Raw genomic sequence first — 12,730 nt, 5'->3', positions numbered from 1 at the left:
GTCTTCTAATATTCTTATTGCATCATGTTTCATTCTCATGCCCTGCCCGCCTTCCGGCTCCAACGTTGCAAGGAATTAATAATCAGCAGCAGGATGAAAGAAACCAGTAGCAACAGCAGAGCTACAGCTGTAGCGCCTGCATAATCGAACTGCTCCAGCTTGGCCATGATCAGCAAGGGGGCAATTTCCGTTTTCATCGGCATATTACCTGAGATAAATACAACGGAGCCATATTCACCAATGCCCCGGGCAAAAGCCAGAGCAAACCCGGTCAGCAGTGGCGGAATCAGATCCGGCAGCAGAATGGTACGGAATATCCGCCATCTTCCTGCTCCCAGTGTGGCAGCCGCCTCTTCCACCTCAGCCTCCAGCTCCTCCAACACCGGTTGCACCGTCCGAACTACAAACGGAATTCCGATAAACATCAGCGCCAGTGTAATCCCGGCCTGTGAATAGGCCAGTTTAATGCCCAAAGGCTCTACAAACTGCCCAATCCAGCCATTGCCGGCATAAATCGCCGTAAGGGCAACCCCTGCTACCGCTGTTGGCAAGGCAAAAGGCAGATCAATGACCGCATCAAACAGCCTTTTGCCAGGAAACTCATACCGAACAAGCACCCATGCCAGGAGTAACCCCAGCACGAGATCAATCAGGGCCGCTGCACCTGCGGTCAGAAAGCTGACCTGGAAGGAGGCCAGCACCCTGGGATTGGTCGCAACCTCAATCATGGTTGCCCACGTCAGCCCTGTTGAGTTAAACAACAGCGCAGCCAGTGGAATAAGTACAACCAGGCTCAGGTAGAACACACTGTAACCCATCGTTAATCCAAATCCCGGCAATGTGCGTCTCCGCGCCACCATCACCTTGCTCATGCACGTTCATCCTCTCTGCCTTCAGCCGGTAGGGCTGGTTGGCCGCTCACAGCGCGATTGATCGGGTGTTCATTGAACAGAGCAACCTTAGCTGCCTGGAACATAAATCTGGTCGAAGATACCACCGTCATTGAAATGTTTGGCCTGAGTATCCCGCCATGTACCGAATACATCTTTTAACGTGAACAGTTCAAGCGCCGGGAACTGATCCTTGAATTTTTCCTCCACGCTGTCCAGCGTTGGGCGGTAATAATTCTCAGCGGCAATTGTCTGCCCCTCTTCACTGTACAGATATTTCAGATAGGCATCCGCCACATCGCGGCTTCCTTTTTTGTCTGCATTTTTGTCCACAATTGCAACCGGTGGTTCAGCCAAGATACTAACCGATGGCACGACAATGTCGAATTTGTCCGGACCCAGCTCTTTTACCGATAGGAAAGCTTCATTCTCCCAGGCAAGCAGCACATCCCCGATGCCACGTTCAACAAACGTTGTCGTAGACCCGCGAGCACCCGAATCCAGCACAGGCGCATGTTTGAACAATTCACCAACAAATTCCTTCGCTTTCTCTTCATCATTGTTATTATGCTTAAGGGCATATCCCCATGCCGCCAGATAGTTCCAGCGCGCCCCGCCGGACGTTTTGGGATTCGGTGTGATGACTTGCGTATCCCCTTTGATCAGATCATCCCAGTCCTTGATGCCTTTTGGATTACCCTTACGCACAAGGAATACAATCGTAGAGGTATACGGAGAGCTGTTATGCTCGTATTTATCCTGCCAACCTTCGTTAATCAGACCTTTATCTTCAATCGCATCAATATCGTATCCCAATGCCAGCGTCACCACGTCTGCATCCAGTCCGTCAATAACAGAACGACTCTGTTTGCCCGATCCCCCATGGGATTGCTTGATGGTCACTTCCTGGCCTTTCTCTTTCAACCAATGCGCCGCAAACGCTTTGTTATATTGTTCATAGAGTTCCCGCGTTGGATCATAGGAAACATTCAGCAGTTCGATGGCCTTGGGCCCTTCTGTGCCGCCTTCCGCTCCCCCCGATGTTCCTGCCGCACTGGACCCGCCGCTATCCGATCCGCATGCTGCCAGAACTCCTGTTAATACCAGTGCCAGACCAACCAAAATACCCTTATGAATTCTCTTTTTCATGAATAATACTCCCCCCGATATAGATCTGCATGACTACCTCAGGCCGGCTGAACAGGATCGAACGCCCCGTAAAAAAACAAGAAGACGGAGGAACCCCCGCGCACTTCTCTCCATAAAGTCATGCCGGCTTAAGGCCGTGTATGCTTTCATCCGGAAAGGATGCGCTACGGTGTTCCTCCGTCTATACGGTGAGAACGTTATTCTGTTCAGGTTGCATGGTTGCATCTGTCTGTAAAATGACCGTTTTCACAATGAAAACAGATTCATTTTTATTATTCCTACCTGTTTAGTAAGTTATATACGTATAATAAAGGCAGTCTATATACCTGTCAAACGTTTTTTCCGATTTTTACCGTATTTCTGGGCTATTGGCAAAAAAAGAGGAACAACGAACCAGCGTCCGTTGTTCCCTTCAGCTAATCCTTTGCTTCGCTGGCTATTGTAAACATACACAGAATTGGACGGTCACATCTTGTCCATTCCTCATCTGCCCGCATACCGGATATTGGGTACCGGTGGTGTGTTCATGCCTTCCCCCAGATAAAAGCCGGTGTGTGGCGGTTGATTGTAGGCTACATTTTGCCAAGCGACGCCAAGACGGTACACCGGATCATGCATCAGCGTATAGATACGTTTGTCCGTAACTGCTGTTGTGGTATAGATCCGCAGCGCTGAGCTGTCATTGGTCCGCCATACCACTTCTTCTCTCCAGTCCCCGAACAGGTCGGCCTGCAGATTCGGCGTAGACTTGGTTCCGTTGTTCGAAGAAACGCCGGATGCGGTGAGCAGGTTCATCGTTGTGCTGTTGGCATAATTCCACTTGTCGATTCGGTTGCTGTCCAGCAGTTCACGAAGCAAATCACCATCCCACCAGATCCCAAAATTCGTGGAGGAAGGTAGGGTTGTTCCTAGTTTCTGCCCTTTGGCTGTGTACAGACTGCCGTCTGCCCATACTTCGGCACCTTTATATCTTGGATCGATATCTGCCGCCATGCCACGTCCAATATCCTTTGTTGTTTTGACTCCCCAGATTAACTGGCCTGTACCTGCATCCCGGAACTCCACTCCGGCATTGGATGGCGTCTCATGAACCTGAAATACCTCAAGTCCAGGGCGGTCCGGGTCGAGGTCACTCAGATGCATGGCATCGCCATGATGAAGTCCTGTTGTGTACAATCCTTTGCCGTTATCGTCCACCGCCATGGCACCATAGACGATCTCGTCTTTCCCATCTCCGTCTACGTCCGCCACACTCAGATTGTGATTACCCTGCCCGGCATAACCTGAGTTACCGGACGTATTGGAATCAAATGTCCATTGTTTGGTCAGCTGTCCATTCCGCCAGTTATAAGCTACCAGTACGGTACGGGTGTAGTATCCACGCGCCATGACCAGACTTGGACGCTCTCCATCCAGATACGCAATGGCGGCAAGGAATCGGTCCACCCGGTTGCCGTAGTTGTCTCCCCAGTCAGACACATTGCCACGCGCCGGTTCGTAGTTCACCGTGGAGAGTGCTTTGCCGGTCTGCCCATTGAAAACCGTCAGGAATTCGGGGCCAGATAATACATAACCGCTGGAATTGCGGTAATCCTTGCTTGCATCACCGATGACCACACCAGTGCCATCCTTGGTGCCATCGGCTGTTTTCATCGCAACCTCGGCTTTGCCGTCACCGTCGAGATCATAGACCATGAACTGAGTGTAGTGAGCGCCGGCACGGATATTTTTGCCCAAACTAATTCGCCAGAGGCGTGTACCGTTTAATTTGTAGGCATCGATAAACACTTCCCCGGTATAACCGCTCTGGGAGTTATCCTTAGAGTTGGAGGGGTCCCACTTCACAATCAATTCATACTCACCATCACCATCCAGGTCACCTGCACTGGCATCGTTGGCACTGTAGGTGTAGGCTACTCCATCAGGCGTTGTCCCACCAGCGGGTACACTAAGAGGAACAGACAAATAGTTGTTGCCCCACACGCTCGCTGCCGCTGAAGCAGCCTGCTCCGCTCCACTCACTACAGCGCGAACCGTGTATTTGGAACTGCTTGTCCCGCTTGCATCCTGAAGGTTGGTGCTGTTTGTTATGGGCGTAGCGTTCACTTTGGTTCCATCCCGATAAACGTTAAATGATACATTCGAACCTTCCGTACCCAGAAGCCGCCAACTGACAAACACACCTGTGCCGGTCTTCACAGCCACTACACCGCGATCCAGATATTCCATCTGCCTAGCACCCGCTGCATGTGTAACCGGCGTGTTACCAAGGCCAAGCGAAGTCACCAGTAGCGCGGAGCTCAGCAGGGACACTCCCGCTGTACGTAATGTGCGCTTCCACAATGATGAACGATTTCCCATAAACAATTGCCTCCCCAATTGTATTGGTAAGCCCGATGCCCTTGTAGCGCCATCTTTTCATGTAAGCGCTTTAATATATTCATTTTAAATTAAACATATAATTCCATCTATAGGTCTAATTTAGTAATTGAATGGTTGGTACATAAAAAAGCCGAAGGATTTCTCCTTCGGCTTCGTAATTTTTTGAATGAATTCATAAATTTACACTCCGCCTGCTCCGTGGCCCATTAAGGCATGAATGATTGGACAGATTGTAACTGTAACACTAAAAATGGTTAGCAAGAAAGACGTTTTTTTTCGCATTGAGCCGTTGCACCTCACTTGATAAGGATTTGAACTTCTGTTTTGCTTCTGGATCAGCTTGATCTCTGTACTGCTCAAACAATGTCATACATGTAATAATATTTCGATCACTATTTATTTTAACTGACATTTGCAATCCTTCAAGAATAAGATTCATTGCATCATTACGATTTCTCTTAAGTTGGTACATCCCTAGATCACTTAAAAACCGCGCATAACTTTCATTAATAATACGTTTATTATAATCTCCAAACTCAGTCTTGTAGGTACGTAAAGGCGTATGTTCGGAGAAGCGATCCAAAATGTCATCAATGTTCCAGTCAAACCGATTGGCTGCCTGTATCATGTAACGTAAAGCTAAAAAAATCTCATCAGGATACTTCGAGATGTAGTCCGCGTATTCGTGAACAATCTCCCTTTCTCCAGATAACATTCGGTAGAGATAGGTATTAGCTGTTGCCCATTCCCCAAATTGTTGCTGTATGCGCTCTGATTCTTCATCCTGTTCCTGTAACCAGCCCTGTCCGTATGCATACAACGATACAAACTCCAAAGCTTTTTTATAATCTCCATACTCCTCATAAACTGTGGATCGAATCAACCAAGCATATAAAATATAAGTATAGAGTGGGCGTTCGGTGTGATTCTCATGGTGGTGTTCCCTTCGTTTAGAAAGGTGTTTAGACTCATAGAAAATCTTCGCTAATTTGTACATCTCTTGCGCTAAACCATCTACTTTATCCCATTTATGAACTGCCATAAACACATGAATTAAATGTTTCAGCGCGTCCAGTTGGTATCCCTCATCCAACCGGTCAACATAAGGCTCGAACAAGATAGCTGTCCTTAGATTTTCTTCCAGGTTCTCTCCTTGTCCAATTAAAAACAACCGATACTGACACATCGCAAGCCGTTCAGAATGCTGATATTTCTCAACTTCACTCACACTCTTATATAACAATGCCGCGGCAGACCGCTGATTTTGTTCAAATAATTGTTCAGCCATCTCAAATAGTTCTGTCGCATAATCCAGGTCGTCCAGTAGCCGATAAAGAATCTGCTCAATGCAATCCAGCCGATTCAACTCCGCACTTCGGAGAATAAACGGTCTGATTCGCCGCATGGAGACAGAATAAGCAAAACATTCTTCCACATAGTCGGAAAAAAAATGATCCGCTGCCACGTCCATTCCTGATGAGATCGCAATCAACTGACTCACGGATATGGGACGATTCCCATGTAAAATACGACTAATTGTGCCTGTATTAATGCCAGAGACTTCCGAGAATCGGGAGAGCGTCATGCTGTTCTTATCGATAAACTGGGTTAATTGCTCCCGAATTGAATTTGCAGGTTCCAAGGAAAGCACCACCCTTCGTGCAACATCCAGATTTTAGGTTTTACCCCTATATATCCTGATCATAATGAACATTAGAACGATGGTCAATAAAAAAATGTGATAATTTCCACTATTTTCAAGTTAATCGCATAAAAAGCCTAAAAAAGCTGTAAAACCATGTGTTTCTCCATGATTTCACAGCTTATTTGACCACTTTTTAGATGTAGTATTTCACGTTCTCTTCACCGTATTACAACTTTTATACCACAGGCGCAATACATACCGGACGAGGCAGTTCCAGCTTGAATCCATTATGCGTCAGACGTCCGTCTTCTTCGCTGATCTGGAAACCTACGAGGTTATTACTGTCCTGATTTGCCACGACCAGAATCCCACCAGGCAAAATATTAAAGTTACGTGCTGTCTGCCCAATCGTGGATGTCCACTCTACGGCTTCCAACTCGCCGCTCTTCTGATCAATATGATAGAGTACGATGCTGTCATCTCCCCGATTGGATGCATACAGGAAACGTCCACATGGAGATACACGAATATCTGCAGCCGTACCCTCTCCTTTGTGCCCTTCTGGAAGTGTGGAAATGTGCTGCACCGTAGTGAACTCCCCTCTGCGCTCATCGTACAGGAATGCCGTAACCGTGTTGTCCAATTCGTTGATCACATAAGCCCACTTCGAGTTGGGATGGAACACAAGATGTCTTGGCCCTGCGCCCGGTGGCTGATCCATCTCACGATGGGTAACCAGACGTCCCTCTTCCAACCGATACACAATGATCTGATCCAGACCGAGGTCACATACGACAGCATACTGCCCGGAAGGATCTGGTTGAATGGAGTGTGCATGCGGCCCTTCCTGGCGTTCTTCGTTGATTCCACTTCCCGTGTGCTCCACCCATGCACTCATCTCACCAAGCGTCCCCTGATCGCCAACAGGAAATACATTGACACTGCCGCTGCTATAGTTGGATGAGAACACCCACTGACCATCCGTGGAGACAGACACATAACATGGAGAAGCCCCTCTGGTCTGTTTTCGATCCATCAGGTGCAGCTCACTCGTTGCCGCATCTCTGCAATAAACCAACACCTCTCCCTCGTCCGTCTCACTCGCCACATACAGACAGTTTCCATCCGGGCATAGCGCCAGATAAGACGGATTATCCACGCCATCCATGTGATTGACGATTCGCATCTCTCCTGTATCCGCATTCAACGCACATAGGAATATTCCTGGTTCATCCGCTGACGCATACGTACCTGTATAGAAAAGTGTTTCCTGAGTTGTGACTGGTTCCATATCTAATCTCTCCCTTATCCTGTATATTCACTGTTCTGATTCTTCCCACTGATATGTACTTACCCAATTCACAGGCAACTGCTTCACTTCCTGTAACGCGGCTTTCTAAATCGATAACAACCCCGGTGAGCGCTCTCATATCCGTCATTGACTCCCTTATCCCCTCTCACCATAATACAAAGTATGAGACCTAACAACAGACCACCCCTACAGCGTAAATCTGACGGATTTCGTATGCAAAAACTCATTGTGCTTCCAGACTCACTGCTGCAAGAAACCGCAGCTTATCCAGTCACGTCCGGACTATATGTTACCGATATCGGTTATTTTCACGAAGCGGAGCATCATTACCGAGACCGTCCCGGTGGTTGTGAGTCACACATTCTGATGTACTGTGCCCAAGGTACAGGCTGGTATACGATGGATGGCAGCAAGACATATGATGTCCGCCCGGGAAACCTTGTCATATTGCCTGCACATGTTCCTCATGTGTATGGTGCCAACACAGCTGAACCATGGAGCATCTTCTGGATTCATCTGCGCGGGGAACACGTTTTATCCTACATAGAACCATTGTTAACTCATCATATTACTACCATGCCACCGGCCAAGGCTCAAAAATGGCTTGAGCTTTTTCATGAATGTTACGGCGCGCTAGAGACAGGTTACTCCATGCAGACGATGACGTATGCCTCCCAGATTATCGGTTATATGCTTGGTATGCTCGCTTATGGACCGGAGACGACAGGAACAGATGGTGGGATCGTGAGCAGCAAACGTGCGGCTGAACAATCCGTTCAATATATGCTGGAGCACCTGGAGAATGGAATCACCCTCAAGGAACTGGCGTCTCACGCGCGACTGTCTGTCCCTCATTACTCTCAGTTATTCAAGCAAGCTACGGGGCATTCGCCCATCGATTATTTCCTACGGCTTAAGATTCAGCATTCCTGCCGCTATCTGGATTTTACCGATTGGACCGTGAAGCAGATCAGTTCCGAGCTTGGATTCAAAGACCCGTACTACTTCTCCCGTCTGTTCAGCAAAATGATGGGACGTTCACCCACAGATTATCGAAATAAATCCAAAGGTTAGAGGCAGTGCCTTCACTTAGCCCTTTCTAAATGATTATGAATTCAGTTGGAAAATTGCAGCAACCTTTTGAACAGAAGGGTCGTCTATAGGGGCAAATAACTTTTATATAAAGGGATCTTCCCTGGAAAAGTGAGGCGAACCTATCATGAAAAAAAATATACTAGCTACATTAACTGCGGGAGCTCTGCTCACGCTGTCTCTAAGTGCAGGCCCGATCAACGCTGCGCAGGCCCAATTCACGGATATTCAAGGTATCGCAGGAGCAGACAAAATCGAATCTCTCCATCAGGATGGATTCATCAAAGGTGTGAGTGACAGCTTGTTCAAACCTGAACTGGAGTTAAATACCGCTCAGGGTATTCAACTGATTGCGGACGGACTGAATCTGAATCTGGACACGATCCGTTTTATCAAACAGCCGCTACCAAGTGACCACTTCTCTCATGTAAAAGATGGCGTTTGGTACAGTGATGCATTTATCCGCGCACAATATAATGGCATTCAGATGTCACAGGATATCGATCCGTCCAAACCGCTTACTCGTGAACAATTCACACTGTTCCTGATGCAAGGCATCGAGGCCAAAGGCGGTCTGCCGATGATTAATATCAAACCTGTGGACATTACCGACGAACAGGAACTTACGCCAGAGTATCAAGGTGCCATTCAGCGTTCACTCGTTCTCAAAATCAATGAACTGGATGCCGACGGAAACTTCAATCCCAAACAAACGATTACTCGCGCTGAAGCAGCAGTGATGATGTTTAACGCAATCGAGTACATGGAATCGTTCCATGCACCACAAATCCCGGAAACACCTGAGAAGTAATCATTTCATGGTAGGAGCTAAGAACTCACTTGAGTGGTGAATCCGCTCGATTGGAGTCACCGTTAGTGGACTTTTCCATACAACCTCAATATGCCAAACAGCCGCACCTTCCCTCAACAGGAAAGTGCGGCTGTTTGTATTATACTTATATCACTGATGCAAAATCATCAGATTTAACTTTCTAACTTAGAAAGAACCTTTAACAACAACCTCAGACAACGGTAAACGTCCTGACGGGCGAGCTGGCTGTGCAGCTTTACCTACAGTAATCAACAACGTAGGCACAAATCGTGCAGGAATGTTGAATGTTTCGATCAGTTTTTGTGGATTATATCCACCGATTGGACATGTATCGTAACCCAGGGAGCGTGCAGCAAGCATAATATTTTGGGAAGCAAAAGATGCATTGCGGATCGCTTCATCGCGAGCGATCTGCGGGCTTTGGTAAGCACCGTTGATCTGTCCAACCAATGCGTCACGAACCTCAGCAGTCAGTGCGCCTGCTTCAACAGCTTGATCGTAGATTACGGTGTTACGGTTTGCTTCCAAATCTCCAAGAACAGCAATCGTAACTGAACTTTCCACGATCTGACTTTGACCGTAAGCAACTGGCAGCAATTTCGCTTTGTCTGCTTCGGATTCAATCACGAGGAATCTCCAGTGTTGCAGGTTCCATGAAGATGGTGCTTCCGCAGCTGCTGTCAGAATCGCATTGAGATCAGCTTCAGGCAATTCAAATCCTTTTTCGTACTTTTTGACAGCATGGCGTTCGCTAATAACGCGAAGTGTTTCATTTTTTTCAATGCCTGACATGTGTTCCACTCCCCAGAATCTAATTTGTTTATACTTCTTTTACTTTCGCAAGGTGATCTTGAAGTATACTCTACCAAGGATTTGCCTTCCGAAAATAACATCAGCGCAGACGATCTCTCCCCATCTGTGTTCACGTTATGCCCGGAATCGCCTGAGAACATCAATGGATCTTTCACCGGAGCACACGCCAATGCCATAACTTGTCCAACCATGCCTGACTAAACCAAGGCCATGTCATGAAGGACCATTCGTTGTGGACTCCGTCAGGACTTCTCCTTTGCAGGCAATCCATTTAGCGACAAGGTTATCGCTTCCCCATGACCTATGCGCTCTTTCACATCTTGAATGGATATACGGTCAAAATAAGCGCTGAGCGCCTCTTCGCCTCCGTTATATATGTTCCCCATCACATCCTGCATATTGGAAGATACCACGCACGATGAACCGGACTCCCCTGAGCACCAGTTGGGACCGAGTGAACCACCAGCTACCAGTCTATACAATTCTCCCAGCTTGATCTCTTCACTTGGACGGCTAAGCAAGTACCCACCATGAGCACCTTCCTTGGTCGTCAGGTAACCATGCTTGCGCAGAACACTAAGTACCTTACGGACTCTGGCCGGGTGTGTACCCACACTCTGGGACAAATCTTCACTATTGGCCATACACTCATCTCTCATCGACAGAAAAACAAGACAATGCACCGCTATGGTAAATTCGCTGTTCATAACTTACTCCTTCCCGGCTTACAACACCGATGAACTCCAACTCAAGGTAAGTATAACTGTCATTATATGAATAACAGTTATGTTTGTCAACTTTCACCCCGGATGGAGATCAAACGTGATTTTTCCTGTTATACCAATACTTACAGCTCATCAACACAATTAAGCTAGGATTAACATCACGTCTTCAATTTAATCCAAAAAGAACAAAAAAGTGAGCCTTTCGCTACGCGAAGGGCTCCAATAAGATAGACATATGAAAGGGCTTACGTGATTATTATAATCGGTAATCTTCAATTTGAAAACGCTTTTTTTGTAAAGTGCATCATTATTTTAAATTTTTTTTATTTGAATAAAATGAACAACATGTATTGCTAAAACTAATGACATTAGTTATTATACTAATACCATTAGTTTTAAGGAGGGTTCAACGATGCGCATTACCCGAGAATATGATGTCGTTCAAGTTACGTTTTTTCCAAGACTCTTCCCTGTGAACGTATACCTGGTCGAAGAGGAAGATGGATTAACCCTGATTGATGCCGGAATACCGTTCAGTTTTAAGGGGATTTTGGCAACTGCCCAGTCCCTTGGAAAGCCCATTACCAAGATCATTCTGACTCACGCGCATAGCGACCATATTGGTGCATTGGATCGTCTCAAAGGGGCAATGCACCAAGCCGAGGTTTTCATCTCCAGACGGGATGCCCGGCTATTGGCGGGTGATACTTCCCTTCTTCCCGGTGAGCCACAAACTCCGGTACGCGGCGGAGTGCCTAAGCCCAAAGCGGTACACACCCAGCCAAACCACTTGCTGGATGACGGTGACCAGATTGGATCACTGGTCGCCATTGCCTCACCAGGACATACGCCGGGGCATATGGCCTTCATGGATACGCGCAGCCGCGTGCTCATCGCTGGCGACGCGTACCAGCTGCAAGGCGGCCTTGCCGTATCCGGCCGCGTGCGCCCGCTCTTCCCGTTCCCCGCGCTGGCGACGTGGAACCGCGAAGCGGCTCTGGCCAGCGCGAAGCGTCTGGCGGAGCTGGAACCGTCCGTGCTGGCTGTAGGCCACGGACGGATGCTGCGCCAGCCCGCTGCCGCCATGCGCGCGGCAACCGCTGATGCACAGCAGCGGTTTGATCTTGCCGGAGGGCAACTATGAGCCCCCGGCAAGGGCTGGATCGCGGCGCTCTGCTCAGCGCCGCGATCCAGCTTGCTGACAGCGACGGCTTTCAGGCGCTGACACTCGCCGCGTTGGCACAGCGGCTGGATGTGCGCTCGCCGTCGCTCTACAACCACATCAGCGGACTTCCCGGGCTTCGCCAGGAAATGGCGCTGATGTCCGTACAACAGCTCAGCCGCGCATTAACCGAGGCTATCGCTGACCGCACAGGCGACGATGCCATCCAGGCCATCGCTGCGGCATACATTGGCTTCGTCCGCGAGCACCCCGGGCTCTACGAAGCCTCATTTCATGCCCCGGACCGCGAGGAGCCACAGCTCGCCGCGGCCAGCACAGCCACGCTGGAGTTGCTGCTGAACAGCTTGCAGCCCTACCCGCTCACCGAAGCGGAAGCATTGCACGCCGTTCGTGGTTTGCGAAGCCTCTGCCATGGATTTGCCTCCATTGAGGCACAGGGCGGCTTCGGCATGAACTTTGATCCGGACGAAAGTCTGCGTCTGACCGTATCCGCATTTCTGCACGGACTCCGGCATCTTCACCAGGACTAGTAAGGCACGTATTGCATCATGAAAAAGGACTGCAGATCCTCTGCAGTCCTTTTTACGTTGCTGTTCCACCTTCTTGCCAAAATCTAACGAACCCAGGACACGCTATAACGCCAATTAGAGCGGATAGAAAAATCTAACGAACTCCACACATCCTATTTCGCAGAAAACTGGCAGTAG

General features: G+C 48.5%; 11 protein-coding genes. 4 read left to right on the top strand and 7 right to left on the bottom strand.

Annotated elements, in window-relative coordinates; all coding sequences use genetic code 11:
- Positions 1 to 35: 35 nt before the first annotated feature.
- The 5 genes from cysT to NZ043_RS12050 form a co-directional block, all read right to left on the bottom strand.
- The gene (gene cysT / locus NZ043_RS12070) at positions 36 to 872 is read right to left on the bottom strand and encodes a sulfate ABC transporter permease subunit CysT (protein ID WP_017690928.1); all 837 of its coding nucleotides are present in this window, start codon (positions 870 to 872) and stop codon (positions 36 to 38) included.
- A gap of 87 nt (positions 873 to 959) precedes the next feature.
- Positions 960 to 2,039 (bottom strand): sulfate ABC transporter substrate-binding protein, encoded by a 1,080-nt coding sequence (locus NZ043_RS12065; RefSeq protein ID WP_091038234.1) that lies wholly within the window; start codon positions 2,037 to 2,039, stop codon positions 960 to 962.
- A gap of 483 nt (positions 2,040 to 2,522) precedes the next feature.
- On the bottom strand, positions 2,523 to 4,400 hold the full coding sequence (locus tag NZ043_RS12060) for a rhamnogalacturonan lyase (protein WP_339311943.1): 1,878 nt from the start codon (positions 4,398 to 4,400) through the stop codon (positions 2,523 to 2,525).
- 265 nt (positions 4,401 to 4,665) lie between these two features.
- Positions 4,666 to 6,063, bottom strand: coding sequence for a helix-turn-helix transcriptional regulator (locus NZ043_RS12055; protein ID WP_240768284.1), 1,398 nt, complete (start codon positions 6,061 to 6,063; stop codon positions 4,666 to 4,668).
- Positions 6,064 to 6,301: 238 nt separating this feature from the next.
- The gene (locus tag NZ043_RS12050) at positions 6,302 to 7,357 is read right to left on the bottom strand and encodes a lactonase family protein (RefSeq protein ID WP_339311940.1); all 1,056 of its coding nucleotides are present in this window, start codon (positions 7,355 to 7,357) and stop codon (positions 6,302 to 6,304) included.
- A 234-nt stretch (positions 7,358 to 7,591) separates the two neighbouring features.
- On the opposite strand from NZ043_RS12050, the gene NZ043_RS12045 reads away from it, so the two are divergent.
- Together NZ043_RS12045 and NZ043_RS12040 are read left to right on the top strand one after the other, a co-directional pair.
- Positions 7,592 to 8,452 (top strand): AraC family transcriptional regulator, encoded by an 861-nt coding sequence (locus NZ043_RS12045; protein ID WP_249913010.1) that lies wholly within the window; start codon positions 7,592 to 7,594, stop codon positions 8,450 to 8,452.
- 145 nt (positions 8,453 to 8,597) lie between these two features.
- Entirely contained in the window at positions 8,598 to 9,281 is a 684-nt protein-coding gene (locus tag NZ043_RS12040) for an S-layer homology domain-containing protein (RefSeq protein ID WP_091038228.1), read from the top strand.
- Between the two features lie 186 nt (positions 9,282 to 9,467).
- Here the strand turns inward: NZ043_RS12040 and NZ043_RS12035 are convergent, their stop codons facing one another.
- Both NZ043_RS12035 and NZ043_RS12030 read right to left on the bottom strand, forming a co-directional pair.
- Positions 9,468 to 10,094 (bottom strand): nitroreductase family protein, encoded by a 627-nt coding sequence (locus NZ043_RS12035; RefSeq protein ID WP_076215923.1) that lies wholly within the window; start codon positions 10,092 to 10,094, stop codon positions 9,468 to 9,470.
- A 263-nt stretch (positions 10,095 to 10,357) separates the two neighbouring features.
- The gene (locus NZ043_RS12030; RefSeq protein WP_091038227.1) at positions 10,358 to 10,822 is read right to left on the bottom strand and encodes an Rrf2 family transcriptional regulator; all 465 of its coding nucleotides are present in this window, start codon (positions 10,820 to 10,822) and stop codon (positions 10,358 to 10,360) included.
- Between the two features lie 430 nt (positions 10,823 to 11,252).
- On the opposite strand from NZ043_RS12030, the gene NZ043_RS12025 reads away from it, so the two are divergent.
- The gene (locus tag NZ043_RS12025) at positions 11,253 to 11,984 is read left to right on the top strand and encodes an MBL fold metallo-hydrolase (RefSeq protein ID WP_339311937.1); all 732 of its coding nucleotides are present in this window, start codon (positions 11,253 to 11,255) and stop codon (positions 11,982 to 11,984) included.
- Positions 11,981 to 12,553: a TetR-like C-terminal domain-containing protein gene (locus NZ043_RS12020; protein ID WP_339311935.1), complete on the top strand. Its 573-nt coding sequence runs from the start codon at positions 11,981 to 11,983 to the stop codon at positions 12,551 to 12,553. Before NZ043_RS12025 ends, NZ043_RS12020 begins: the two co-directional genes overlap by 4 nt.
- The last annotated feature ends 177 nt before the right edge of the window (positions 12,554 to 12,730 follow it).

It is taken from the genome of Paenibacillus sp. FSL k6-2145, assembly GCF_037976585.1.
Lineage (GTDB): Bacteria > Bacillota > Bacilli > Paenibacillales > Paenibacillaceae > Paenibacillus.
Note: the sequence above shows the minus strand (reverse complement) of the source record. Positions and strands in the feature narration are given on the sequence as shown.